The sequence below is a fragment of the Enterobacter sp. T1-1 genome, from assembly GCF_000710795.1.
Lineage (GTDB): Bacteria > Pseudomonadota > Gammaproteobacteria > Enterobacterales > Enterobacteriaceae > Enterobacter > Enterobacter cloacae.
The window spans coordinates 1-25420 of the sequence record NZ_JALW01000044.1 but is presented as its reverse complement, the minus strand read 5'-3'; the positions used below and the strand labels follow the sequence as shown (position 1 = coordinate 25420).

Here is a 25420-nt window from a genome sequence, read left to right as displayed (position 1 = left end):
GTCACCTGTATAACCAGTAGGCGGTGGCGTCGATGTTGGCACCACTCGCAATATAACGTTTAAGCGCAGCGGTGTTGCCCATCTGGGTTGCCACCCGCAGCGTCGAGACCTGTTGCTGCTGCGCCCAGTGTAGCGCCGCCTGCATGAGTTTCTCGCCCATACCCCGGCCAGCTAATAAGCCGATACGCGCCTCGCGCTCGTTGAGCTTGCGAAGCGAAACAAAACCCTGGATCTGGCCGTCCGCCGCGCGGAACACCAGACAAACATGATCGAACGTCCCTTTTACCGCATTCTCAATCCACTGGGCATAGAAACGTCCGCTGTCCTCAGGTGCATACCAGGGCGCACGAAAGCGGCTGCGGGCAAACGCCTGCGCTGCCATTTCGCGCAGCACCGGGATATCCTGCTCAGCGGCAACCTCCGCGCCTGGCGCCTCATGCCGGGTTAGCGTAATGGCAAGATCGACTTCGCCTTCCACCAGCTGAAAACCGTGTTGCTGAAGCGCATCCAGCAGGTCGGCGCGGTCCGCCGGGATCTTCGCCTGTACCCGCTGCCAGACGCGAAAGTCGGCGTCAGTCAGTGCCGGTGCAGTTTCGCGCAGACGCAGAATGGCTGAAGGCAGGCCAAAAAAATGGCTCTCCCACTCTAGGGACTCAAGCGTCCCGTTCAGGTTGCTCAACGCCAGACACCTTTGGTATCAACAATGTAACGCTGCTGTACGGCATCAGCGGGGGTCGCTTTAAACTCTTTATGATCCACCAGCAGCACCAGTACGTTCGCCGTGGCCAGCGCGTCATCCAGCGCGGTAAGCGTGCAGTGCCCCGCCAGTTTTGCCGGCAGTTCATGAATATTCGGCTCGACTACCAGCGTTTCGCCCGTGTGCCATTGGGCAATCATCTCAGCAATTTCCATCGCCGGGCTTTCGCGCAGATCGTCGATGTTAGGTTTGAACGCCAGGCCAAAGCAGGCAATTTTCAGTTCGCTGGCCCGTTTGCCACTGTCAGCCAGACAATCTGCCACCGTGGTTTTAACCTGGTTGAGAACCCAGTGTGGCTTGCTGTCGTTAACTTCACGCGCGGTGCGGATCAGGCGTGCCTGATCGGGGTTTTGCGCCACGATAAACCATGGATCGACGGCGATACAGTGACCGCCCACGCCCGGGCCTGGCTGCAGAATGTTAACGCGCGGATGGCGATTCGCCAGGCTGATTAATTCCCAGACGTTAATCCCCTGATCGGCACAAATGAGCGACAGTTCGTTGGCAAAAGCGATGTTCACGTCGCGGAAGCTGTTTTCCGTCAGTTTGCACATTTCTGCGGTACGGGCATTCGTCACCACGCATTCGCCTTCGAGGAAAATCTTGTACAGCGCGCTGGCACGAGCGGAACAAACAGGCGTCATCCCGCCAATCACGCGGTCGTTTTTAATCAGTTCGACCATCACCTGCCCCGGCAGCACGCGCTCCGGACAGTAGGCGATATTGATATCGGCCTGCTCTCCCGCCTGCTGCGGGAAGCTTAAATCCGGCCGGGCTTCTGCCAGCCACTGTGCCATCTGCTCGGTTGCGCCAACCGGAGAAGTGGACTCCAGGATCACCAGCGCCCCTTTCTTGAGCACAGGTGCAATAGATTTCGCAGCGGCCTCGACGTAGACCATGTCGGGTTCATGGTCGCCTTTGAATGGCGTCGGCACAGCAATGAGATAAGCATCGGCTTCAACCGGCGTGGTACTGGCGCGCAGGTATCCCCCATCAACGGCCTCTTTGACCACGCGGTCGAGATCGGGCTCCACAATATGGATTTCGCCACGGTTAATGGTTTCCACCGCGCGCGCATTGATGTCCACGCCTACAACCTGTTTTTGACGAGAGGCAAATGCTGCCGCAGTAGGCAAGCCAATATAGCCAAGACCAATGACAGAGATGGTAGTAAAACTCATAGCGATACCCGATTGTGTTTAAGTGCATGCAAAATACGGCCACAAGCCAGCCCATCACCGTACGGGTTATGGGCCCGGCTCATCGCCTGATACGCTTCTTCGTCGTGCAGCAGGTGTGTCACTTCATCGACGATACGCTGCTTATCCGTGCCGACCAGACGCACCGTGCCCGCTTTTACCGCCTCCGGGCGCTCGGTGGTTTCACGCATTACCAGCACCGGCTTGCCGAGTGAAGGTGCTTCTTCCTGAATACCGCCTGAATCGGTGAGGATCAGCCAGGCATGATTCATAAGCCAGACAAACGGCATGTAGTCCTGCGGCTCAATCAGAAGGACATTTTCAACATGTCCCAGAATGCGGTTGACCGGCTCGCTGACGTTAGGGTTGAGATGCACCGGATAGACAATCTGCACATCTTCGTTTTGCGCGGCGATTTCAGCCAGCGCATGACAGATTTGCTCGAAACCCCGGCCAAAGCTTTCACGACGGTGGCCGGTGACCAGAATGGTTTTTTTGCCGTTGTTCAGGAACGGGTAGCGCGCAGCGAGTTCTGCCTGAAGTTCGTTGTTAGCCAGCACACGGTCACGCACCCAAATCAGGGCATCAATAACCGTATTGCCGGTCACAAAGATTTTTTTGTCGGCAATATTTTCACGCAGCAGGTTCTGGCGCGAATTTTCGGTGGGTGCAAAGTGGTACATCGCCAGGTGCCCGGTAAGCGTGCGGTTGGCTTCTTCCGGCCACGGCGAGTAAAGATTGCCGGTGCGCAGGCCCGCTTCAACGTGGCCGACAGGAATACGTTGATAAAACGCTGCCAGACTGGTTGCCACGGTAGTGGTGGTGTCGCCATGCACCAGCACGACATCAGGCTTAAAGGATTCCAGAATGGGCTTTAGCTCTTGCAAGATACGGCAGGTTATCTCCGTTAATCCCTGCCCCGGCTTCATTATATTGAGGTCATAGTCCGGGGCGATGGAAAAGAGCGTTAAAACCTGATCGAGCATCTCCCGGTGTTGCGCCGTGACGCACACTTTCGCTTCAATATCAGGATCGCTGGCCAGCGCATGCACCAGAGGCGCCATCTTGATGGCCTCCGGCCTGGTGCCAAATACGGTAAGTACTTTCACATCGATTCTCTTCGATTAGGCGATGAAGGCCGTAGCCTTCATCGTAGACGGCGTTCTTAATTTGTGCGACGACGTATTAACGCCACGCCAGCGCCCGTCAGTGCGCCTACAATCCCCCACATGATCATCAGGAATGCACGACGCGGACTATCGCGTTTTACAGGTTCTTCAGGCGTTCGCAAATAACGATAGGTCTGAAAACGCGGGTCCAGCGTTGGACCAACATTCAGGGTGGTGAGCATGGCGCGGTTTTGATCGTAGTCGAGGTCAAAATCAGGGCCAACGGCCTGCAGGTTTTCCAGACGAGCCTGCAGCATTGGACGACCAAGCAGGAACATTTCAGAATCAGGCAGTTCATCCGCCGGAACGTCCGTTTCGCTGCGAGAAATATTGTGCTGTTCCGCAATTTTGAGTGCCTGTTCAATGTTATGAACACGGCGGGAGAATATGGCTTTAGCCACCTCTTCCTGACGTTTTACCTGCGCTTTCATCTGGATGGTACGGGCCGCCCAGGCGCCTTTGAGTTCTTCATTAAGATGACTTGCGGCGCGCTGGCTGGCAAAAGCGACATACTGGCGCAACAGGTTATTGGCATCCGGCGCCGTCTCTGCAATCAGTTTGACGCTGTCATTAACATTACGCAGCGCATCGCCCGGCATAAACTGAATGTTGTTAATCAGGTCATCCAGTAGCGCGGCATCGGCTTTGCTGTTGCCCACCATGCGTTGCTTGTAATAATCCGTCTGGCTCCAGAAATCACGACGCGTGTCCCAGGAGGCCAGTTGCATGACAAACTCTTTATACGCCTCATCCATGACGGAGGCCTGATCGGGCGTCGCCAGATTCGCCTTGATATCCAGGTTGCGCAGGAACTGCTGCTGGGAATAAAACCCGCCGAGCATGTTAACCGTTGGTCTGTCTGTAATTGCCGTGGCGCTCCACTCCTGCTTTGCAAAGAAAGTGTAGGCCAGCGCTAACAGTGCGAACCCCAGCGCGATCCCCGCAATCCAAAGTTTGCCTGCCCATAACACGCGAAACAAACCCCGAATATCCAGTTCATTCTCAGTTACCACTGATTTCGCTCCCGCCAACGGTTGAGTCATCATAGTCCCGGTTTTACTTAGTTAATGTTGTGTTTTTGTCATTGTTACGACGCATCCTGCGTTTCAGACGTTTAATGAATCGCGCCACTTTCCATGCGCGCTTAATGCAGTAGCCGTACAGGAAAAATGCTAGCAAGAATAATACCAACATTACCCATTCAGGAATGAAATGAGCATATTCTGCGGCAACGCCAATCGCGGCCAGAATAGCGGCGGCAAGGGTAATCAGGACAAACGCCTGACGGGAAGTAAAGCCAGCACGCATGATGAGATGATGAATATGCTGGCGATCGGGAGAGAAAGGACTCATCCCTTTACGCAGACGGCGATACATAATCGCCACCATATCCATTAACGGAATGGCGATAATCCACAGCGCGGTTACCGGGCTAATCGGGTGAGTTTTACCCTGCGTAGTTTCGAGCAAAATCCAGATAACGGTAAAACCGATTAGCGTACTGCCGGCGTCACCCATAAAGACTTTATAGCGACGCCCCAGCGCACCGAGATTAAGGAGAATATAAGGCAGGATGGCGGCAATCATGGCAAAACACCACATTGACAGGCTGTACTGACCATCAAACCAGAGAATGATGCCGATTGCGGCAAACGAAACCGATGACAATCCGCCAAGCAGACCGTCAATACCATCAACCATGTTGAAAGCGTTAATCGCCGCCCAGACAGCAAAAAGCGTCAGGAAGAAGCCAAATGGACCCAGGACTAATTCCCATGGGCCAAAGACATAGCCGAGGCTTCTCAGGTAAAGTCCGCCGACGACCATCATTATCACGCCAATCGCCGCCTGAACGGTGGCGCGGATTTTCACCGCGATATCGAATCGGTCATCCAGTGCCCCGACAAGGACCAGGACACCCGCACAGGCAAGATAGAGTGCTGCGTGTGGAATATAATAATCCGCAATGCCAAATGTGAAACAAATGCCAGCGTAAACAGAAATCCCTCCAACCAGAGGAATAAGTCCCTGATGACGTTTACGGAAATTGGGCTTATCCACCAACCCTATTCTTTTTGCCACCTTACGCGCGATGAACAAAAAACAGGTTGTGAATAAAAAAATACTGATCAGCTCAGTAACGGCGGTGAGTAGATTCACAATGGATTGCTCTCAACAAATGTTAGTCCCGGAAGTATAACCATGAAGCCTCCGCCTCAGAAGTATTAAAGGTGGCTTCTTACAACTCCCTTTGTATATTTTTCAATCAATTATTTCTTTGACTGTACAAACGGTCCTATTGTCGCACCGACCGGTCAAAATTGGGAGTGTGTGGTAATAGCGTATAGTCCATAAAAGAAAAACGCCACGTAAAAACGTGGCGTTCACTGGCTTTATTTGCGTTACGAGCGCTTCATCATGTCGAAGAAATCGTCGTTGGTTTTGGTCATCGCCAGTTTGTTAATGAGGAATTCCATTGCGTCGATTTCACCCATTGGGTGGATAATTTTGCGCAGGATCCACATTTTCTGCAGCTCTTCCTGAGTGGTGAGCAGCTCTTCCTTACGGGTACCGGAACGGTTGTAGTCGATAGCCGGGAAGACACGTTTTTCTGCAATCTTACGAGAGAGGTGCAGTTCCATGTTACCTGTCCCTTTAAACTCTTCGTAGATCACTTCGTCCATTTTGGAGCCGGTATCGATAAGAGCCGTCGCGATGATGGTCAGGCTACCGCCCTCTTCCACATTACGTGCAGCACCGAAGAAGCGCTTCGGACGATGCAGGGCGTTGGCATCCACACCACCGGTCAGTACTTTACCGGAAGCCGGAACCACGGTGTTGTAGGCACGCGCCAGGCGGGTGATGGAGTCGAGCAGAATGATAACGTCTTTCTTGTGCTCAACCAGGCGTTTCGCCTTCTCAATAACCATTTCCGCAACCTGAACGTGACGGGATGCCGGTTCGTCAAAGGTCGACGCCACAACTTCACCTTTCACCAGACGCTGCATCTCGGTCACTTCTTCCGGACGTTCGTCAATCAGCAGTACCATCAGCACGCAGTCAGGGTGGTTGTAGGCAATGCTCTGCGCGATGTTCTGCAGCAGCATGGTTTTACCCGCTTTTGGCGGTGCCACAATCAGACCACGTTGACCACGACCAATTGGCGAAGCCAGATCCAGCACGCGCGCGGTTAAGTCTTCGGTAGAACCGTTACCACGCTCCATACGCAGACGAGAGTTCGCATGCAGCGGCGTTAAGTTCTCGAAGAGGATCTTATTACGCGAGTTTTCCGGTTTGTCGTAGTTAACTTCGTTAACTTTCAACAGCGCAAAGTAGCGTTCACCCTCTTTTGGAGGACGAATCTTACCTGAAATGGTGTCACCAGTGCGGAGGTTGAAACGGCGGATTTGGCTGGGGGATACGTAGATGTCGTCAGGGCCGGCGAGGTAGGAGCTGTCTGCAGAGCGGAGGAAACCAAATCCGTCTTGCAATATCTCCAGCACACCGTCGCCAAAGATATCTTCGCCACTCTTAGCGTGCTGCTTCAGGATGGCGAAAATGATGTCCTGCTTGCGCATACGAGCCTGGTTTTCCAGTCCCATATTTTCGCCGAGAGTGATCAGCTCAGAAACCGGCGTATTCTTTAATTCGGTAAGATTCATAATGGTGTGGGTTCTTAAACTCGGGGTGATTCTCGAACTTAATGTTGTGAATGGTATGGCAGGGTCATCCATGCCTGTTTAGCGGCCATCAACTCATGTCTGTTCGCTGTCTGGTCACAGGGAAAGAACGCAGATCTGAAACGACAAGACGGATTGAGTGACAAGCCCGGAATTTAGCCACTTCACGCACTGTTTAAGTTAACAACGGGAAGTTTCGGGTAAAACAAGATTCAAACAACAAGATATGTTTAAAACGAAGTCATAGCTAACTTAGCACGACTTAAGCCGGGCGTCCAGAGTTGCACATCATTTTGGCCTCTGGACGCGCAGCGGAGAAACCTTACGCCAGGTTAGCGTCGAGGAACTCTTTCAGTTGACCTTTGGACAGTGCGCCCACTTTGGTCGCCGCCACTTCGCCGTTTTTAAACAGCAGCAGGGTCGGGATGCCACGGATGCCGTATTTTGGCGCGGTACCCGGGTTCTGGTCGATGTTCAGCTTGGCAACGGTCAGTTTGCCCTGATATTCGTCAGCGATCTCATCCAGAATCGGGGCGATCATTTTGCAAGGACCACACCATTCAGCCCAGAAATCGACGAGGGTCAGCCCGTCAGCCTTAAGTACGTCCGTGTCAAAACTGTCGTCAGTCAGGTGAATAATTTTATCGCTCATATATAACTCCACAGGAATAAGCCTGGTGCGTTGGTTTCGCCTTCATCAACGACGTGTTGATGTCGCATTAACCAACTAAAGGTTGACTTTATTTCACCGGATACGCTTTCGTAAAGCAATAGTAAGCTGATATTCTACCACACTATGAGCAAAACACATTTAACAGAACAGAAGTTTTCCGACTTCGCCCTGCACCCAAAAGTGATTGAAGCCCTTGAAAATAAAGGGTTTCATAACTGCACGCCCATTCAGGCTCTCGCCCTGCCGCTGACGCTGGCCGGTCGTGACGTAGCAGGGCAGGCGCAAACCGGTACTGGCAAAACGATGGCGTTTTTAACGTCAACGTTTCACTATTTACTTTCTCATCCAGCGATTGCAGACCGCAAAGTTAACCAGCCGCGCGCGCTTATCATGGCTCCGACGCGAGAACTGGCGGTACAGATCCACGCAGACGCTGAACCTCTGACGCAGGCGACCGGCCTGAAGATTGGCCTGGCTTACGGCGGCGATGGCTACGATAAGCAGCTGAAAGTGCTGGAAAGCGGCGTGGATATCCTGATCGGTACCACTGGCCGTCTTATCGATTATGCAAAACAGAATCACATTAACCTCGGCGCAATCCAGGTTGTGGTGCTGGATGAAGCCGACCGCATGTACGATCTGGGCTTTATCAAAGACATCCGCTGGCTGTTCCGTCGCATGCCTCCGGCGAACCAGCGTCTGAACATGCTGTTCTCCGCTACCCTTTCTTATCGCGTACGCGAGCTGGCGTTCGAGCAGATGAACAACGCCGAATATGTGGAAGTGGAGCCGGAGCAGAAAACAGGTCACCGCATTAAAGAAGAGCTCTTCTATCCTTCCAATGAAGAGAAAATGCGTCTGCTGCAAACGCTGATCGAAGAAGAGTGGCCAGATCGCGCCATTATCTTCGCGAACACCAAACACCGCTGTGAAGATATCTGGGGCCATCTGGCTGCAGATGGTCACCGTGTGGGTCTGCTGACCGGCGATGTGGCACAGAAAAAACGCCTGCGTATTCTCGACGAATTTACCCGTGGCGATCTCGATATTCTGGTCGCAACCGACGTGGCCGCGCGTGGTCTGCATATACCCGCCGTCACGCACGTCTTCAACTATGACCTGCCGGATGACTGCGAAGACTACGTACACCGCATTGGTCGTACCGGTCGTGCTGGTGCAAGCGGTCACTCCATTAGCCTTGCGTGTGAAGAATATGCGCTGAATCTCCCGGCGATTGAGGCCTACATTGGTCACTCTATTCCACAGAGTAAATACAATCCGGATGCGCTGTTAAGCGAACTGCCGCCGCCTAAGCGCCTTACCCGCGCCCGCTCCGGCAATGGCCCGCGTCGTTCTGGCGCACCGCGTAATCGTCGTCGTTCAGGTTAAGAAAATATGCTCAGCTCCACCTCGCTTTATGCGGCAATTGATCTCGGTTCGAATAGTTTTCATATGCTGGTTGTGCGCGAGGTGGCGGGAAGCATACAAACGCTGACGCGCATTAAGCGCAAGGTCCGCCTCGCGGCGGGCCTGAGCAGCGATAATTATCTCTCTCCCGAAGCCATGGAACGTGGCTGGCAGTGTCTGCGTCTCTTTGCCGAACGCCTGCAGGATATTCCCCATTCGCAAATTACCGTTGTCGCCACCGCGACGCTGCGCCTGGCAGTCAATGCCGTGGATTTTATTGCCAAAGCGCAGGAAATTCTCGGGTGCCCGGTTCAGGTTATCAGCGGTGAAGAAGAAGCACGTCTGATCTATCAGGGTGTTGCGCACACGACGGGCGGCGACGATCGCCGTCTGGTCGTCGATATCGGGGGTGCCAGCACCGAGCTCGTCACCGGCACGGGCGCGCAGGCGACCTCGCTGTTCAGCCTGTCGATGGGCTGTGTGACCTGGCTTGAGCGCTACTTTGCCGATCGAAATCTGGGTAAAGAAAACTTCGACGAAGCGGAAAATGCTGCCCGCGAGGTGTTACGTCCGGTAATGGACGAACTGCGCTATCACGGCTGGAAAGTTTGCGTGGGTGCGTCAGGTACCGTGCAGGCGTTGCAGGAAATCATGATGGCCCAGGGGATGGACGAGCGGATCACGCTTACCAAGCTCCAGCAGTTAAAACAGCGCGCGATTCAATGTGGTCGCCTGGAAGAGCTGGAAATAGAAGGCCTGACGCTGGAACGCGCGCTGGTCTTCCCGAGCGGCCTGGCCATTTTGATCGCCATTTTTACCGAGCTGAACATCCAGTGTATGACGCTGGCCGGTGGTGCGCTGCGTGAAGGTCTGGTCTACGGAATGCTGCATCTTTCGGTTGATCAGGACATCCGCACCCGAACCCTGCGTAACGTACAGCGTCGCTTTATTGTCGATACCGATCAAGCGCAACGGGTAGGTCAGCTGGCATCACTGTTTGCCGATCAGGTAAAAAACAGCTGGGATATCGACCCGTTGAGCCGCGATCTGCTGCTAAGTGCCTGCGCGCTGCATGAAATTGGGCTGAGCGTCGAGTATAAGCAGGCGCCGCTGCACGCAGCCTGGCTGGTGCGTAATCTCGATCTGCCGGGCTACACGCCGGCACAAAAGAAGCTGCTGGCAACGTTACTGTTGAACCAGACCAACGCCGTTGACCTCTCCTCGTTACATCAGCAAAACGCCGTGCCGCCGCGCGTCGCCGAGCATCTGTGCCGCCTGCTGCGTCTGGCAATACTGTTTGCCAGCCGACGTCGCGATGATTTGCTGCCCAATATTCATCTGGTGGCGGATGACGAAAGACTGTCTCTGACGCTGCCGGAAAACTGGATTGATAATCACCCGCTTGGGGCAGAGATGATTGAGCAGGAGTGCCAGTGGCAGAGCTATGTCCATTGGGCACTTGAAGTGAAGTAACACGCTGTGCATTGCCGGGCGGCGGCTTCGCCTGACCCGGCCTGCAAATTCTTATCCCTTCTCTTTGGCTTTAGCCAGCATGGCGCGAATGTTGGCGACGTTAGCCTGACCTTTGTGCATCCGTTCTTCAGCGGTAATCACCTTGCGCTCCTGCTCCCAGATCAGGTCATCCTGCGGCAACTCCAGCAGGAAACGGCTCGGCTCAGGGCGAACCAGCTCGCCATACTGACGGCGCTCTTTACACAGCGTGAACGTTAGTTCTTTCTGTGCGCGGGTAATGCCCACGTAGGCCAGACGACGCTCTTCATCGACGTTATCTTCATCAATGCTGCTCTGGTGCGGCAGTAAGCCCTCTTCCATGCCGACCAGGTAAACATACGGAAACTCCAGCCCTTTAGACGCATGCAGCGTCATCAGCTGAACCTGATCGGCTTCCTCTTCGCTCTCACCGCGCTCCATCATGTCGCGTAGCGTAAAGCGGGTAACGACCTGGGTCAGGGTCATCGGCTCGTCGATTTCTGAGCCTTCCAGCATTTCCGTCATCCAGCTGAACAGCTGGTTAACGTTTTTCATGCGCATCTCTGCCGCCTTCGGGCTGGCAGAGGTTTCATACAGCCAGGACTCGTAGTCGATGCCGTGGATCAGATCGCGAACGGCGGCAACCGGTTCGCGCTCCGCCAGACGCTGGACTTCGCCAAGCCAGTGGGTAAAGCGGGTTAAGGAATCATAACCGCGCCCGGTTAACGTCTGGCTCAGCCCCATATCGAAGCTGGCGGTGAACAGGCTTTTGTTGCGCGTCATCGCCCATTCACCGAGCTTTTGCAGCGTCGCCGGGCCGATTTCACGTTTCGGCGTGTTCACGATACGCAGAAAGGCGCTGTCGTCATCCGGGTTGGTGAGCACACGCAGATAGGCCAGCAGATCTTTGATTTCAGGGCGCGAGAAGAAGGAGGTGCCGCCGGAAATTTTGTACGGGATGCGGTTCTGCATCAGCATCTTTTCAAAGACGCGCGACTGGTGGTTGCCGCGATAGAGGATCGCGTAATCTTTATATTCCGTTTTATTGACGAAGTGGTGCGCAATCAGCTCGCCCGTCACGCGCTCCGCTTCATGCTCTTCATTATTGGCACTGAGCACTTTGAGCTCCGTGCCATAGCCAAGTTCCGAGAAAAGGCGTTTTTCGAAGACGTGCGGGTTATTGGCAATCAGGATATTTGCCGCTTTCAGGATGCGCCCGGATGAGCGGTAGTTCTGTTCCAGCTTGATCACCTGCAGCGCCGGAAAATCTTTGCTCAGCAGCACCAGGTTTTGTGGGCGCGCACCGCGCCAGGAGTAGATTGACTGGTCATCATCGCCTACCACGGTGAAACGCGCGCGCTGTCCCACCAGCAGCTTCACCAGCTCATACTGGCTGGTGTTGGTGTCCTGGTATTCATCCACCAGCAGATAGCGGATTTTGTTCTGCCAGCGTTCACGCACCTCTTCATTACGCTGCAACAGCAGCGTGGGCAGCAGGATCAGATCGTCAAAATCCAGCACGTTACACGCTTTCATATGTGCATCGTACAGACCGTAGCAGTGAGCAAAGATCCGCTCCCGCTCACCTTTGGCGCTCGCCGCCGCCTGAGCGGGGGTCATCAGATCGTTTTTCCAGTTGGAGATCGTCGAGATCAGCTGCTGCAACAGCACTTTGTCATCTTCGATCAGCCCCTCGGTAAGCTCTTTAAGCAATGCCACCTGATCGGTGTCGTCGAAGAGCGAGAAGTTAGACTTCATCCCCAGCGCCGCGTATTCGCGTTTGATGATATCCAGCCCCAGCGTGTGGAACGTGGAGATCATCAGGCCTCGCGCCTCTTTACGCCCCAGCGTCTGGCCGACACGCTCTTTCATTTCGCGCGCCGCTTTGTTGGTAAAGGTCACCGCAGCGATATGCCGGGCCTGATAGCCGCAGCCGCGGATCAGGTGGGCGATTTTGTTCGTGATCACACGCGTTTTGCCGGAGCCAGCCCCCGCCAGCACCAGACACGGTCCGGTGACAAATTCGACAGCTTGTTGTTGTCCGGGGTTTAAACGCATAAATGATCACTCAATGAAAGTCAGGAGGGGAGAATAACAGCGTGGTAGTATAGCGAGCCTAATCCATACCACTCAAGGCACGATCATGGCAAAAACAGCAGCAGCACTGCATATCCTTGTTAAAGAAGAGAAACTGGCTCTGGATCTTCTGGAGCAGCTCAAAAACGGCGCCGACTTCGGCAAGCTGGCGAAGAAGCACTCCATTTGCCCGTCAGGCAAACGCGGCGGTGACTTAGGTGAATTCCGTCAGGGTCAGATGGTTCCGGCGTTCGACAAAGTGGTCTTCTCCTGCCCGGTACTGGAGCCGACTGGCCCACTGCATACGCAGTTCGGCTATCACGTGATCAAGGTCCTCTATCGCAAATAAAAAGCCGGGTGGCGGCTGCGCCTTACCCGGCCTACGTCTTAGCGTTTTGTAGGTCGGGTAAGCGAAGCGTCACCCGACAAGGTTGTTAACCCGCTACCGCGATACGTTTCATATCGGTCATGTAGCCACGCAGTTTGTGACCTACTTTCTCGATCTGGTGGCTGCGAATCGCTTCGTTCACATCGCGCAGTTGCGCGTTATCTACCGCACCTTCCGCAATGGCTTTGCCCAGATCGCCCGGTTGCAGGGTGGTCATGAACTCTTTCAGCAGCGGTACGCATGCATAAGAGAACAGGTAGTTGCCGTACTCAGCGGTATCGGAGATAACCACGTTCATTTCGTACAGACGCTTACGGGCGATGGTGTTCGCGATCAGCGGCAGCTCGTGCAGTGATTCGTAGTACGCAGACTCTTCGATGATGCCGGAATCCACCATGGTTTCGAACGCCAGCTCAACACCTGCTTTCACCATCGCGATCATCAGTACGCCTTTGTCGAAGTACTCTTGCTCGCCGATTTTACCTTCATACTGTGGCGCAGTTTCGAACGCGGTCTTACCGGTCTCTTCACGCCAGGTCAGCAGTTTCTTATCATCATTCGCCCAGTCAGCCATCATGCCGGAAGAGAACTCGCCGGAGATGATGTCGTCCATATGTTTCTGGAACAGCGGCGCCATGATGGTTTTCAGCTGCTCGGACAGGGCGAAAGCACGCAGTTTCGCCGGGTTGGACAGACGATCCATCATCAGCGTGATACCGCCCTGCTTCAGCGCTTCGGTGATGGTTTCCCAGCCGAACTGAATCAGTTTTTCTGCGTATGCCGGGTCGGTACCCTCTTCCACCAGCTTATCGAAGCACAGCAGTGAACCGGCCTGCAGCATGCCGCACAGAATGGTCTGCTCGCCCATCAGGTCAGATTTCACTTCAGCCACGAAGGAAGATTCCAGAACGCCCGCACGATGGCCACCGGTAGCCGCTGCCCATGCTTTCGCGATCGCCATCCCTTCGCCTTTCGGATCGTTTTCCGGGTGAACCGCGATCAGCGTCGGCACGCCGAAACCACGCTTGTACTCTTCACGGACTTCTGTACCCGGACACTTCGGAGCCACCATCACTACGGTGATGTCTTTACGGATCTGCTCGCCCACTTCAACGATGTTGAAGCCGTGAGAGTAACCCAGCGCCGCGCCGTCTTTCATCAGCGGCTGAACGGAGCGCACAACATCAGAGTGCTGTTTGTCTGGCGTCAGGTTAACAACCAGATCCGCCTGCGGGATCAGCTCTTCGTAGGTACCCACTTTGAAGCCGTTTTCGGTCGCTTTACGCCAGGAAGCGCGTTTTTCAGCAATTGCTTCTTTGCGCAGGGCGTAAGAGATATCCAGCCCGGAGTCACGCATGTTCAGGCCCTGGTTCAGACCCTGTGCGCCACAGCCGACGATGACCACTTTTTTACCCTGAAGGTAGCTCGCGCCATCAGCAAATTCATCGCGCGCCATGAAGCGGCATTTGCCCAGCTGCGCCAGCTGCTGGCGCAAGTTCAGTGTATTAAAGTAGTTAGCCATGGGTGATACCTCGTGATGTTGTGTGTCTTATTGTTCGGTTCGCGTTTCAGCGAGAATGTACCCACATTACAACAGGAAATTTATTGCGGAAATTGATATATTCACAACGTCACGTTGCAATATCTGCAATGTAAAAAGGGGGAGTGGAATCCGTGGATTTACGCGATCTGAAAATGTTCCTGCATCTGGCGGAAAGCCGCCATTTTGGCCGTAGCGCCCGGGCCATGCACGTCAGCCCGTCCACGCTTTCGCGCCAGATCCAGCGCCTTGAAGAGGACCTCGGCCAGCCGCTGTTTGTGCGGGATAATCGCACCGTTACCCTCACAGAAGCGGGCGAAGAGCTGCGGGTCTTTGCTCAGCAGACGTTGCTGCAGTATCAGCAGCTACGACACGCCATCGATCAGAAAGGGCCGTCTTTATCCGGCGAGCTGCATATTTTCTGTTCCGTAACGGCCGCCTATAGCCATCTTCCCCCTATCCTTGACCGCTTCCGCGCGGAGCATCCCTCGGTTGAAATTAAGCTCACCACCGGCGATGCCGCCGATGCCATGGAAAAAGTCGTCACAGGCGAAGCCGATCTGGCCATTGCCGGGAAGCCCGAAACCCTGCCGGGCGCGGTGGCGTTCTCTATGCTGGAGAATCTGGCGGTGGTGCTGATCGCCCCGGCGCTACCCTGCCCGGTGCGTAATCAGGTGTCGGTGGAAAAGCCGGACTGGTCATCGGTGCCGTTTATCATGGCCGATCAGGGTCCGGTGCGACGCCGTATCGAACTCTGGTTCCGTCGTCAGAAAATCAGTAATCCGTCGATTTACGCGACGGTGGGTGGACACGAGGCGATGGTCTCGATGGTGGCGCTTGGCTGCGGCGTGGCGCTGTTGCCGGAAGTGGTGCTGGAAAACAGCCCGGAACCGGTGCGCAATCGCGTGATGATTCTGGAGCGCAGCGACGAAAAGACGCCGTTCGAGCTTGGCGTGTGTGCACAAAAAAAGCGGCTGCATGAGCCGCTTATTGATGCGTTCTGGAAGATATTGCCGAACCATTAAAGTCGGGTGGCGCTACGCTTACCCGACCTATACGCAGACCTCCCCTTAGCCCGCGAGGAAGAAGCGGAACGCCGGGTTGTGGGTTTCATCATGGCACTCATAGCCCAGCTCATTCAGACGCGTTTCGAAATCCGGCTCGTGCTCGGCCAGTTCAAACGCGGCCAGCACGCGGCCATAGTCGGTGCCGTGGCTGCGGTAGTGGAACAGGGAGATGTTCCAGTGCGTGCCCAGCGTATGCAGGAACTTCAGCAACGCGCCCGGGGATTCCGGGAACTCAAAGCTGTAGAGACGTTCCTTAAGCGGCTTCGACGGACGACCGCCGACCATATAACGTACGTGCAGTTTCGCCATCTCATCGTCAGAGAGATCGACCACGCTGTAGCCGCCTTCGTGCAGCAGGTGGAGGATCTCTTTGCGCTCTTCCAGGCCGCGGCTTAAACGCACGCCGACAAAAATACAGGCGTCTTTCGCATCGGCAAAACGGTAGTTGAACTCCGTTACCGAACGGCCGCCAAGCAGCTGACAGAACTTCAGGAAGCTGCCCTTCTCTTCCGGAATGGTCACCGCCAGCAGGGCCTCACGCTGCTCACCCAGCTCGCAGCGTTCAGAAACGTAACGCAGACCATGGAAGTTGACGTTAGCGCCCGAGAGCACGTGCGCCAGGCGCTCGCCGCGAATGTTGTGCTGGGCAATGTATTTTTTCATTCCAGCCAATGCCAGCGCGCCGGACGGTTCCGCTACCGCACGCACATCCTCGAAGAGATCTTTCATCGCCGCACAGATCGCATCGCTGTCGACGGTGACGATGTCGTCAAGATACTCCTGGCACAGACGGAAGGTTTCGTCGCCAATACGTTTCACCGCCACGCCTTCGGCAAATAGCCCAACGCGCGGAAGATCGACCGGATGACCCGCATCCAGCGCGGCCTTCAGGCAGGCTGAATCTTCCGCTTCCACGGCAATCACTTTGATCTGCGGCATCAGCTGTTTGATCAGCACCGCCACGCCTGCGGCTAAGCCACCGCCGCCCACCGGAACGAAAACGCGGTCAAGATGGGCATCCTGCTGCAGCAGTTCCAGCGCCAGGGTACCTTGTCCTGCAATCACCATCGGATGATCGAACGGCGGTACCCAGGTAAAGCCCTGCTGCTGCGCCAGCTCGATCGCTTTGGCTTTTGCTTCGTCAAAGTTAGCGCCGTGGAGCAGCACTTCGCCGCCGAAGCCACGCACCGCATCCACTTTGATATCTGCCGTGGCAACCGGCATCACGATCAGCGCTTTCAACCCCAAACGGGCAGACGAGAACGCCACACCCTGCGCGTGGTTGCCCGCCGACGCGGTAATCACGCCGCGTGCTTTTTGCTCGTCGGTCAACCCGGCCATCATCGCGTAGGCCCCGCGCAGCTTGAAGCTGTGCACCGGCTGACGATCTTCGCGCTTCACCAGAATCACGTTGTCGAGGCGCGAAGAGAGTTTTTCCATTTTCTGCAGCGGGGTGACCTGCACCGCTTCATAGACCGGCGCGCGTAGCACTGCCCGGAGATATTCCGCCCCCTCAGGGGCGGCGGATAAGGGTTGTGACTCGGCCATCATTAGCCCCCAAGTTTCGATTTATCGCGTACCGCGCCTTTGTCTGCACTGGTCGCAAGGCTCGCGTAAGCGCGCAGGGCGAAGGAGACTTCACGCTGGCGGTCCTTCGGCGTCCAGGCTTTATCGCCGCGCGCTTCCTGTGCTTCACGACGAGCCGCGATCTCCTGATCGCTCAGCTTGAGCTGGATCCCGCGATTCGGAATGTCGATTTCAATCAGGTCACCGTCTTCGATGATCGCAATGTTGCCGCCACTCGCTGCTTCCGGTGATACGTGGCCGATGGAGAGACCGGACGTACCGCCCGAGAAACGTCCGTCGGTGATCAACGCACAGGCTTTACCAAGGCCCATCGATTTCAGGAAGGTGGTTGGGTAGAGCATCTCCTGCATGCCTGGACCGCCTTTCGGCCCTTCGTAACGGATGACCACCACGTCGCCTTCCACAACTTTGCCGCCCAGGATGGCGTCTACCGCCTCGTCCTGGCTTTCGTACACTTTGGCCGGGCCGGTGAATTTCAGGATGCTGTCATCCACGCCCGCGGTTTTTACGATGCAGCCGTTTTCCGCAAAGTTGCCGTACAGCACGGCCAGACCGCCGTCTTTACTGTAGGCGTGCTCCAGCGAACGAATGCAGCCTTCGGCGCGGTCATCATCCAGGGTGTCCCAGCGACAATCCTGAGAGAAGGCCTGCGTGGTACGAATACCGGCCGGACCCGCGCGGAACATGTTTTTCACCGCCTCATCCTGAGTCAGCATCACGTCATATTTATCCAGCGTCTGCGGCAACGTCAGACCGAGAACGTTCTTCACATCGCGGTTCAGCAGCCCGGCGCGATCCAGCTCGCCAAGAATACCGATGACGCCACCCGCACGGTGTACATCTTCCATGTGGTATTTCTGGGTGCTTGGCGCGACTTTACATAGTTGCGGCACTTTGCGGGACAGCTTATCGATATCGCTCATGGTGAAGTCGATTTCCGCTTCCTGCGCCGCAGCCAGCAGGTGCAAAACGGTGTTAGTAGAACCGCCCATGGCGATATCCAGCGTCATGGCATTTTCGAACGCCGCCTTGCTGGCGATGTTGCGCGGCAGCGCGCTGGCATCGTCCTGCTCGTAGTAACGTTTGGTCAGTTCAACAATGCGCTTACCGGCGTTGAGGAACAGCGCTTTACGGTCAGCGTGCGTCGCCAGCAGCGAACCGTTGCCCGGCTGAGAGAGGCCCAGTGCTTCGGTCAGACAGTTCATGGAGTTGGCGGTGAACATCCCGGAACAGGAGCCGCAGGTTGGGCACGCGGAGCGTTCCACCTGGTTGCTCTGCTCGTCAGACACTTTTGGATCCGCGCCCTGGATCATCGCATCGACCAGGTCGAGCTTGATGATTTTGTCAGAAAGCTTGGTCTTGCCCGCTTCCATAGGACCACCGGAGACGAAAATTACCGGAATGTTCAGACGCAGGGAAGCCATCAGCATCCCCGGGGTGATTTTGTCGCAGTTGGAGATACAGACCATGGCATCCGCACAGTGTGCGTTAACCATGTATTCCACCGAGTCGGCAATCAGCTCGCGCGACGGCAGTGAATAGAGCATGCCCCCGTGCCCCATCGCGATACCGTCATCCACCGCAATGGTGTTGAATTCTTTCGCCACACCGCCCGCAGCTTCAATTTGCTCAGCAACCAGTTTGCCGAGATCGCGCAGGTGCACATGGCCCGGCACAAACTGGGTGAAGGAGTTCACCACGGCGATGATAGGTTTACCGAAATCTGCGTCGGTCATCCCGGTGGCGCGCCACAGTGCGCGGGCACCCGCCATGTTACGGCCGTGGGTGGTGGTGGCGGAACGATACTTAGGCATGCTTTATTTACTCCCGTCTGACTATTAAATGGGACGGTGCGTGCCGTCCCATATTTATGCTTATTGATTAACCTGATCCAACCAGCCGTATTTATCTTCTGTTTCGCCGGTGAAGAGGCCGAAGAAGGCTTGCTGAATACGTTTGGTAACCGGGCCACAGCGGCCTGCGCCCACCTGAATACCGTCTACACTGCGAACCGGCGTGATCTCAGCAGCCGTACCGGACATAAAGACTTCATCGGCCAGATACAGGGATTCGCGGGACAGTACCTGTTCACGCACTTCGATACCCAGATCTTTCGCCAGCTTAATGATGGCATCACGGGTAATTCCCGGCAGGGCTGAAGAGGTAAACGGCGGGGTGAACAGGATGCCGTCTTTCACTTCAAACAGGTTTTCACCTGCACCTTCAGAGATATAACCGTTCACATCCAGCGCGATGCCTTCCTGGTAGCCGTGGCGGCGCGCTTCGCTGCCGACCAGCAGTGAGGAGAGGTAGTTACCGCCCGCCTTGGCCGCAGTTGGGATGGTATTAGGCGCCACGCGGTTCCAGGACGAGACCATTGCGTCGATCCCTTGCTCCAGCGCTTCTGCACCCAGGTACGCCCCCCACGGGAACGCAGCAATGATCACGTCAGTGGTGTAACCGGCTGGCGGGTTTACGCCCATGCCCACGTCACCCACGAAGACCAGCGGACGAATATAGGCGCTGGTCAGGTTGTTCTTACGAATCACCTCGCGGCAGGCTTCCATCAGCTCATCAACGCTCTGAGAAACCGGGAAACGATAAATTTTGGCTGAGTCATGCAGACGCTGCATATGTTCACGATGACGGAACACCACTGGCCCTTTGTGAGAGTCGTAGCAACGGATGCCTTCAAACACAGACGTACCGTAGTGCAGCGCATGGGACATCACGTGGACCTTCGCGTCCTCCCAACGAACCATCTCACCATTGAACCAAATGTAATCAGCTTTTTTTGTCGTCATTTTCTCTTCCTGTCACGCTCAGGCGCGGATTTGTTGTGATGTGGTTGTGCTCTGGCAGATGGCAACATGGGCAACATCCACCAGTTTTGATAACTGACTAAACAGTAAGTCGACCGGGCGCGGGCTGGCAACGGTTAATTCGATACTGATGTTTTGGGCGTCAGTGGCCGTCTCCATATTCATAGAGCAAATCTGAAAGCCACGATGACGGACCACGCGCAAAACGCGTTCTAATGTCTCTGGATTGAAGCGAGCCTGAACGGCGACCTGATGTTGCATCATGATAATTTCTCCAGCATTTGTGAGTTACTGGCACCTGGCGGTACCAACGGCCAGACGTTCTCAAGCTCGTCGATTGAGACATGAAGCAGGTAAGGCCCTTCGCTTGACAGCATGGTGTCGAGTGCCGCTTCAACCTGGTCTTTACGGGTGATGTGCTGTCCTGGAATGCCAAAGGCGCTGGCCAGAGTGAGGAAATCGGGGTTATCAGTCAGGGTGGTTTCGCTGTAGCGCTCCTCGAAGAACAGCTGCTGCCACTGGCGCACCATCCCTAAACGCTGGTTATCAAGCAACACGATCTTCAGCGGCAATTGTTTACGCTTAACGGTGCCCAACTCCTGAACGTTCATCATGAAGGAGCCGTCACCGGAGATACAGATGACCGTATCGTTTGGACGGGCAACCTGAGCACCCACCGCGGCAGGCAGGCCGAAGCCCATCGTACCTAATCCGCTGGAGGTGATGAAGTTTTCCGGGCGGGTGTAGGTCATGTGCTGCGCAGACCACATCTGGTGCTGGCCGACATCGGTCGTCACTACACTGTCTGCCGGTTTACGGTCAGACAACTGCTTCAACAACAGCGGCGCATAGATGGCCTCACCCGGATGGTCGTAACGCCAGGCGTGCTCGGCACGCATTTCAGCCGTGTGCTGGCGCCACTCGCCGATATTCAAAGGCTGCTGTAACGCCGGCAGCAGCGTGTTGAGATCGCCCTGCAGCGCAACATGCGCCTGACGCAGCTTGTTCATTTCCGCCGGGTCGATATCCATATGGATAACTTTGGCGTTTGGCGCGAAGGTATTCAGCTTGCCGGTCACGCGATCGTCAAAACGGGCACCGACGGCAATCAGCAAATCACACTCCTGCACCGCCAGGTTTGCCGCTTTGGTGCCGTGCATCCCCAGCATGCCCAGGTAGTATGGGTAGTCAGCATCCACTGCGCCCAACCCTTTCAGCGTGCAGGTGGCAGGCATTTGCGTTACCGCGATAAATTCGCGCAGGGCCGGAACTGCCTGTGCCATGCCAACGCCGCCGCCGACGTACAGCATCGGCTGGGCTGCCTGCGCCAGCATCCGACGCGCCTCTTCGACTTCCGCATGTGGGAACGCGTCGTCACTTTCAACGGTGGAGAAGTGCGGTTCCAGCTCGCCGAGTGCGACCTGAATATCTTTCGGGATATCCACCAGAACCGGGCCAGGACGGCCAGAGCTGGCAATACGGAACGCTTCCGCCATCACGCCTGGCAGTTCTTCGAGGGACTGCACGAGGAAGCTGTGTTTGGTGCAGGCCAGCGACAAGCCGAGCACATCGACTTCCTGGAAGGCATCGGTACCGATGAAGGGTGAGGCCACCTGGCCGGTGATCGCCACCACGGGAACGGAATCGAGCAGCGCGTCAGCCAGACCGGTGATCAGGTTTGTGGCGCCCGGTCCAGACGTTGCCATGCAGACGCCCGTTTTACCGGTGGCACGTGCATAGCCAATGGCCGCCATGGCTGCGCCCTGCTCGTGTCGGCACAAGAGGTGTTCCACGCCGCCGTCATACAGTGCATCGTAAATCGGCATAATTGCGCCTCCCGGATAACCAAAGACGGTTTCGACTCCCTGTGCGCGCAACGCATGTACTACCCACTGTGCCCCATTCATAGTTAGTTCCCCGTCATAAATCGGGAGAAACAGAATTTTGTGCTATTTGTCATTCTCTGCTCCTCGTTTAAGTTTTTTAGTCATAAAAAAACCCCCGGACCTTTCGGTGCGGGGGTCTTAGTTCGTTAAGGCTTGATTTCTAAGCCTTTCCTCGTCCAAGTGCAGCCCCGCACGGTGGGATAATAATCACCACCACGCTAATCACGACCAGGCTAATCACTAGTAGAAGGGCTGTCATTTTCAGTTCTTTGTGCATCTTGTTCGAAGGAATGCCTAAAGAGTTATCACAGTTATCAAACCAAACACAAGATTTATTTATGACGGATTTGATTAGCAGGCAAATCATATTCCTGAAAAGCTTTGTTTTATATAAGGAAATTAGAGAGTGAATATTTTTCATTTTTTTGGCGTGTTTTAGCGCTCTGCCGCGTTCCGTCCTTCTCTTTGCGAGATGGCTTCCGAATGAGTGAAATAGTTACACTATGTCGCTAAAAAGCAGGAATGAGCGTCGTAAATCAGCCAACTGACACTCAACAGGCAAAATCAATACTGACATAGTGAATCACTGAGGAGGTGCTTATGTCACTGTCAGTTGTTTACACGCGTGCGGCGATCGGAGTAAAGGCACCGCTTATTTCTGTGGAGGTTCATCTGAGTAATGGGCTCCCTGGGCTAACGCTTGTCGGCTTGCCAGAAACCACGGTCAAAGAAGCCAGAGATCGGGTTCGCAGCGCAATTATCAATAGCGGTTATACCTTTCCCGCAAAGAAGATTACGATCAATCTTGCCCCCGCGGATCTGCCCAAGGAGGGCGGACGATACGATTTACCTATCGCTATTGCGCTTCTCGCAGCCTCTGAGCAGCTCAACACAGCGAGGCTAGGCTCGTACGAGTTCATTGGCGAACTGGCGCTTACAGGCGCGTTAAGAGGCGTTCCTGGCGCCATCTCTGGTGCGCTGGAAGCCATTCATGCCGGTCGACAAATTATTGTAGCCAATGAAAATGCCTCAGAAGTGAGCCTGATTGCCGAGAAAGGATGCCTGGTCGCGGGGCATTTACAGGAAGTCTGCGCGCACCTTGAAGGCCGACATACGCTCTCCGAGCCAGAGGAAACCGGAGATATCCTGCCTGAAAGCCCGGACGACCTCAGCGATATTATCGGGCAGGAGCAGGGGAAGCGGGCACTGGAGATCACCGCAGCCGGAGGACATAACCTGTTGCTGATTGGCCCGCCGGGAACAGGGAAAACCATGCTGGCGAGCAGGCTGAATGGGTTATTGCCACCACTCAATAATCATGAGGCACTTGAAAGCGCAGCGATATTTAGCCTGGTGAGCTCTGCATCATTGCAAAAACAGTGGCGACGACGCCCTTTTCGCTCTCCCCATCACAGTGCCTCCCTGACGGCCATGGTCGGAGGGGGCTCCATTCCGGGGCCGGGAGAGATCTCGCTGGCACACAATGGCATCCTGTTCCTTGATGAACTGCCTGAGTTTGAACGCCGCGTACTGGATGCCCTGCGGGAACCTATCGAATCTGGCGAGATCCATATCTCCCGCACGCGCGCCAAAATAAGCTACCCGGCACAGTTCCAGCTGGTTGCCGCCATGAACCCCAGCCCATCAGGCCATTATCAGGGAAATCATAATCGCTGCACGCCTGAGCAGACGCTGCGCTATCTGGGGAAGCTGTCAGGCCCTTTCCTCGATCGTTTTGATTTATCCCTGGAGATCCCATTACCGCCCCCTGGTTTGCTCAGCCAGACAACGATACGCGGTGAGAGCACAGCGAAGGTTCGCGAACGGGTAATCACCTCACAGGCCCGACAGTACGCTCGTCAACATAAGCTAAACGCGCGTCTGGATAATGCTGAGATTCGGCAGTTTTGCCATCTTAAGGCTGAGGATGCCTGCTGGCTTGAAGAGACATTGACGCGATTTGGGCTCTCGATCCGTGCATGGCAGCGCCTGCTGAAAGTGGCTCGCACCATCGCCGATGTGGAAGGAGACCCAGAGATTGAAAGACACCATCTGCAGGAAGCGCTGAGCTATCGCGCCATAGATCGGTTGTTGCTGCACCTGCAAAAATTACTGGCATAAAAAAAGGAGCCGAAGCTCCTTTTCTCATCAACTTAGTCGTCAGACTCGGTGTAGTCTTCAGCACCTTCCATCTGCGGCTTACCGCCAGACAGCGTATGGAAACGCTTTGGACGCTTGATGCGTGCCATGTACTTGATCCATACACGTTCTGCTTCAGACTGCGGCTCACGCTCACCGCGACAAACAGCAACAAACTGTTTTTCGTCTTCAGTCGCAGGCTCACGTTTACCCAGATCCAGCTCGTTAAAGGCATAACCATGACGCTCAAGCAATTGCGCCTCTTTGATGGTGAAATCGCCGTGACGAGAGAACCCGCGTGGATAATTTTTATTGTCGAAAAAACGATTAGTCGTCGTAAAGCTTTCCGCCATCCTACACGCTCCTAATTCTTTGGCCGAGCTATTTATGGCGCGGAGTATTAGTTACGCTTGACAGAGTGTAAAACAAAACATTTAAATCATAACGACAAATAATTTTGTGGAGAAAGATGTGGATACGGAATTGCTAAAAACTTTCCTTGAAGTGAGCAGGACACGCCACTTCGGGCGAGCAGCTGAAGCCCTCTATCTGACGCAGTCAGCGGTCAGTTTTCGTATTCGACAGCTGGAAAATCAATTGGGTGTGAATCTATTTACCCGTCACCGCAACAATATCCGCTTAACGCCGGCCGGTGAGAAACTGCTCCCGTATGCAGAAACGTTGATGAATACCTGGCAGGCGGCCCGTAAAGAGGTGGCTCATACGTCCAGGCACAATGAGTTCTCGATCGGCGCCAGCGCCTCCCTGTGGGAATGTATGCTCAGTCAGTGGCTTTCGCGGTTATACCATTCGCATGGGCATTTGCAATTCGAGGCCAGAATTGCGCAACGGCAGTCGCTGGTTAAGCAACTTCACGAGCGCCAGCTTGATCTGCTGATCACCACTGAAGCCCCCAAGATGGACGAATTTAGCAGCCAGATTGTTGGGCAGTTTGGTCTGGCTCTGTATGCGTCTGAGCCTGCGATGATGAAGTCCGATCTAACCTATCTGCGGCTTGAATGGGGCCCCGATTTTCAACAGCATGAAACCGGTTTGATCGCCCCTGACGATGTTCCACAGCTAACAACCAGCTCAGCGGAGATCGCCTGCCAACAGCTTTCCTTGCTAAAGGGCTGCACGTGGTTACCCGTTTGCTGGGCAGACAGTAAACCGGGACTCCATACCGTACTGGATTCCACTACGCTTTCCAGGCCGCTGTATGCAATCTGGCTGCAGAACAGCGATAAGCAATCGCAGATAAAAGATCTATTAAAAATCAATATTATGGAATGATTGACCAGCCAGCATAATAGCTGGCTGCAGTTTTTGATTAGGAAGGGATTTTGGCCATGTTGAAGACAAAAAAAATCCTTTGCCGAAGCAAAGGATTCTATATGGCAGGGGCGGAGAGACTCGAACTCGCGACACCCGGTTTTGGAGACCGGTGCTCTACCAACTGAGCTACGCCCCTAAAGTTTTTTGCCATTAAGCCTGCCGATAAGGCAGGCTTAATGTCTTAATAAGTGGCGGAACGGACGG

General features: G+C 55.0%; 23 protein-coding genes and 1 tRNA gene. 6 read left to right on the top strand and 18 right to left on the bottom strand.

The window, feature by feature from the left end; genetic code table 11:
* Position 1: 1 nt before the first annotated feature.
* The 7 genes from rffC to trxA form a co-directional block, all read right to left on the bottom strand.
* Entirely contained in the window at positions 2–679 is a 678-nt protein-coding gene (rffC, locus tag AK59_RS0114640) for a dTDP-4-amino-4,6-dideoxy-D-galactose acyltransferase (protein WP_029883123.1), read from the bottom strand.
* Complete coding sequence (gene wecC / locus AK59_RS0114635; protein ID WP_029883122.1) at positions 676–1938, bottom strand: UDP-N-acetyl-D-mannosamine dehydrogenase; 1263 nt, start codon at positions 1936–1938, stop codon at positions 676–678. Before wecC ends, rffC begins: the two co-directional genes overlap by 4 nt.
* The gene (wecB, locus tag AK59_RS0114630) at positions 1935–3065 is read right to left on the bottom strand and encodes a non-hydrolyzing UDP-N-acetylglucosamine 2-epimerase (RefSeq protein ID WP_029883121.1); all 1131 of its coding nucleotides are present in this window, start codon (positions 3063–3065) and stop codon (positions 1935–1937) included. The genes wecC and wecB overlap by 4 nt, the downstream gene beginning before the upstream one ends.
* A 56-nt stretch (positions 3066–3121) precedes the next feature.
* Positions 3122–4168, bottom strand: a complete 1047-nt coding sequence (wzzE, locus tag AK59_RS0114625; protein WP_028028025.1) for an ECA polysaccharide chain length modulation protein — start codon at positions 4166–4168, stop codon at positions 3122–3124.
* Between the two features lie 13 nt (positions 4169–4181).
* Complete coding sequence (gene wecA / locus AK59_RS0114620; RefSeq protein ID WP_014833726.1) at positions 4182–5285, bottom strand: UDP-N-acetylglucosamine--undecaprenyl-phosphate N-acetylglucosaminephosphotransferase; 1104 nt, start codon at positions 5283–5285, stop codon at positions 4182–4184.
* A gap of 242 nt (positions 5286–5527) precedes the next feature.
* A complete protein-coding gene (gene rho / locus AK59_RS0114615; RefSeq protein ID WP_001054528.1) occupies positions 5528–6787 on the bottom strand; it encodes a transcription termination factor Rho in 1260 nt (419 codons plus the stop codon).
* A 340-nt stretch (positions 6788–7127) separates the two neighbouring features.
* On the bottom strand, positions 7128–7457 hold the full coding sequence (gene trxA, locus AK59_RS0114610) for a thioredoxin TrxA (RefSeq protein ID WP_004386384.1): 330 nt from the start codon (positions 7455–7457) through the stop codon (positions 7128–7130).
* Between the two features lie 144 nt (positions 7458–7601).
* Between trxA and rhlB the strand changes: the two genes are divergently transcribed.
* Both rhlB and gppA read left to right on the top strand, forming a co-directional pair.
* Entirely contained in the window at positions 7602–8867 is a 1266-nt protein-coding gene (gene rhlB / locus AK59_RS0114605; protein WP_013099279.1) for an ATP-dependent RNA helicase RhlB, read from the top strand.
* A gap of 6 nt (positions 8868–8873) precedes the next feature.
* Complete coding sequence (gene gppA, locus AK59_RS0114600) at positions 8874–10358, top strand: guanosine-5'-triphosphate,3'-diphosphate diphosphatase (RefSeq protein WP_013099280.1); 1485 nt, start codon at positions 8874–8876, stop codon at positions 10356–10358.
* A gap of 51 nt (positions 10359–10409) precedes the next feature.
* Here gppA and rep read toward each other — a convergent pair whose 3' ends face one another.
* The gene (gene rep, locus AK59_RS0114595) at positions 10410–12434 is read right to left on the bottom strand and encodes a DNA helicase Rep (RefSeq protein ID WP_029883120.1); all 2025 of its coding nucleotides are present in this window, start codon (positions 12432–12434) and stop codon (positions 10410–10412) included.
* Between the two features lie 85 nt (positions 12435–12519).
* On the opposite strand from rep, the gene ppiC reads away from it, so the two are divergent.
* Complete coding sequence (ppiC, locus tag AK59_RS0114590; RefSeq protein ID WP_013099282.1) at positions 12520–12801, top strand: peptidylprolyl isomerase PpiC; 282 nt, start codon at positions 12520–12522, stop codon at positions 12799–12801.
* A gap of 85 nt (positions 12802–12886) precedes the next feature.
* On the opposite strand, the gene ilvC is transcribed toward ppiC, so the two are convergent.
* The gene (ilvC, locus tag AK59_RS0114585; protein ID WP_013099283.1) at positions 12887–14362 is read right to left on the bottom strand and encodes a ketol-acid reductoisomerase; all 1476 of its coding nucleotides are present in this window, start codon (positions 14360–14362) and stop codon (positions 12887–12889) included.
* 152 nt (positions 14363–14514) lie between these two features.
* Between ilvC and ilvY the strand changes: the two genes are divergently transcribed.
* Positions 14515–15405 (top strand): HTH-type transcriptional activator IlvY, encoded by an 891-nt coding sequence (ilvY, locus tag AK59_RS0114580; protein ID WP_013099284.1) that lies wholly within the window; start codon positions 14515–14517, stop codon positions 15403–15405.
* Between the two features lie 45 nt (positions 15406–15450).
* Here ilvY and ilvA read toward each other — a convergent pair whose 3' ends face one another.
* From ilvA to ilvL, 7 genes are all read right to left on the bottom strand, one after another.
* A complete protein-coding gene (gene ilvA, locus AK59_RS0114575) occupies positions 15451–16995 on the bottom strand; it encodes a threonine ammonia-lyase, biosynthetic (protein ID WP_029883119.1) in 1545 nt (514 codons plus the stop codon).
* Positions 16996–16997: 2 nt separating this feature from the next.
* Entirely contained in the window at positions 16998–18848 is a 1851-nt protein-coding gene (ilvD, locus tag AK59_RS0114570; protein WP_013099286.1) for a dihydroxy-acid dehydratase, read from the bottom strand.
* A 60-nt stretch (positions 18849–18908) separates the two neighbouring features.
* The gene (gene ilvE, locus AK59_RS0114565) at positions 18909–19838 is read right to left on the bottom strand and encodes a branched-chain-amino-acid transaminase (RefSeq protein WP_013099287.1); all 930 of its coding nucleotides are present in this window, start codon (positions 19836–19838) and stop codon (positions 18909–18911) included.
* Positions 19839–19856: 18 nt separating this feature from the next.
* Positions 19857–20120 carry an acetolactate synthase 2 small subunit gene (gene ilvM / locus AK59_RS0114560; protein WP_003860184.1) on the bottom strand — a complete coding sequence of 88 codons (264 nt, stop codon included), beginning with the start codon at positions 20118–20120 and terminating at the stop codon, positions 19857–19859.
* Positions 20117–21763, bottom strand: coding sequence for an acetolactate synthase 2 catalytic subunit (gene ilvG, locus AK59_RS0114555; RefSeq protein ID WP_023620832.1), 1647 nt, complete (start codon positions 21761–21763; stop codon positions 20117–20119). Before ilvG ends, ilvM begins: the two co-directional genes overlap by 4 nt.
* A gap of 2 nt (positions 21764–21765) precedes the next feature.
* Complete coding sequence (gene ilvX, locus AK59_RS1000000125010) at positions 21766–21816, bottom strand: peptide IlvX (protein WP_102046757.1); 51 nt, start codon at positions 21814–21816, stop codon at positions 21766–21768.
* Positions 21817–21902: 86 nt separating this feature from the next.
* Positions 21903–22001: an ilv operon leader peptide gene (ilvL, locus tag AK59_RS0114550; RefSeq protein WP_023620831.1), complete on the bottom strand. Its 99-nt coding sequence runs from the start codon at positions 21999–22001 to the stop codon at positions 21903–21905.
* Between the two features lie 341 nt (positions 22002–22342).
* On the opposite strand from ilvL, the gene AK59_RS0114545 reads away from it, so the two are divergent.
* Complete coding sequence (locus AK59_RS0114545; RefSeq protein ID WP_029883118.1) at positions 22343–23863, top strand: YifB family Mg chelatase-like AAA ATPase; 1521 nt, start codon at positions 22343–22345, stop codon at positions 23861–23863.
* A 32-nt stretch (positions 23864–23895) separates the two neighbouring features.
* On the opposite strand, the gene AK59_RS0114540 is transcribed toward AK59_RS0114545, so the two are convergent.
* Complete coding sequence (locus AK59_RS0114540) at positions 23896–24234, bottom strand: DUF413 domain-containing protein (RefSeq protein ID WP_013099290.1); 339 nt, start codon at positions 24232–24234, stop codon at positions 23896–23898.
* 118 nt (positions 24235–24352) lie between these two features.
* On the opposite strand from AK59_RS0114540, the gene hdfR reads away from it, so the two are divergent.
* The gene (hdfR, locus tag AK59_RS0114535; RefSeq protein WP_020685959.1) at positions 24353–25174 is read left to right on the top strand and encodes an HTH-type transcriptional regulator HdfR; all 822 of its coding nucleotides are present in this window, start codon (positions 24353–24355) and stop codon (positions 25172–25174) included.
* A gap of 102 nt (positions 25175–25276) precedes the next feature.
* Here hdfR and AK59_RS0114530 read toward each other — a convergent pair.
* Positions 25277–25352: transfer RNA gene (locus AK59_RS0114530), tRNA-Trp, on the bottom strand.
* Positions 25353–25420: the final 68 nt, after the last annotated feature.

Coding starts and splice junctions, on each gene's coding strand:
- wecC (WP_029883122.1), bottom strand. CDS start 1,938: ATGAGTTTTACTACCATCTCTGTCATTGGTCTTGGCTATATTGGCTTG.
- wzzE (WP_028028025.1), bottom strand. CDS start 4,168: ATGACTCAACCGTTGGCGGGAGCGAAATCAGTGGTAACTGAGAATGAA.
- rho (WP_001054528.1), bottom strand. CDS start 6,787: ATGAATCTTACCGAATTAAAGAATACGCCGGTTTCTGAGCTGATCACT.
- trxA (WP_004386384.1), bottom strand. CDS start 7,457: ATGAGCGATAAAATTATTCACCTGACTGACGACAGTTTTGACACGGAC.
- rhlB (WP_013099279.1), top strand. CDS start 7,602: ATGAGCAAAACACATTTAACAGAACAGAAGTTTTCCGACTTCGCCCTG.
- gppA (WP_013099280.1), top strand. CDS start 8,874: ATGCTCAGCTCCACCTCGCTTTATGCGGCAATTGATCTCGGTTCGAAT.
- rep (WP_029883120.1), bottom strand. CDS start 12,434: ATGCGTTTAAACCCCGGACAACAACAAGCTGTCGAATTTGTCACCGGA.
- ppiC (WP_013099282.1), top strand. CDS start 12,520: ATGGCAAAAACAGCAGCAGCACTGCATATCCTTGTTAAAGAAGAGAAA.
- ilvC (WP_013099283.1), bottom strand. CDS start 14,362: ATGGCTAACTACTTTAATACACTGAACTTGCGCCAGCAGCTGGCGCAG.
- ilvA (WP_029883119.1), bottom strand. CDS start 16,995: ATGGCCGAGTCACAACCCTTATCCGCCGCCCCTGAGGGGGCGGAATAT.
- ilvD (WP_013099286.1), bottom strand. CDS start 18,848: ATGCCTAAGTATCGTTCCGCCACCACCACCCACGGCCGTAACATGGCG.
- ilvE (WP_013099287.1), bottom strand. CDS start 19,838: ATGACGACAAAAAAAGCTGATTACATTTGGTTCAATGGTGAGATGGTT.
- ilvM (WP_003860184.1), bottom strand. CDS start 20,120: ATGATGCAACATCAGGTCGCCGTTCAGGCTCGCTTCAATCCAGAGACA.
- ilvG (WP_023620832.1), bottom strand. CDS start 21,763: ATGAATGGGGCACAGTGGGTAGTACATGCGTTGCGCGCACAGGGAGTC.
- ilvL (WP_023620831.1), bottom strand. CDS start 22,001: ATGACAGCCCTTCTACTAGTGATTAGCCTGGTCGTGATTAGCGTGGTG.
- AK59_RS0114545 (WP_029883118.1), top strand. CDS start 22,343: ATGTCACTGTCAGTTGTTTACACGCGTGCGGCGATCGGAGTAAAGGCA.
- AK59_RS0114540 (WP_013099290.1), bottom strand. CDS start 24,234: ATGGCGGAAAGCTTTACGACGACTAATCGTTTTTTCGACAATAAAAAT.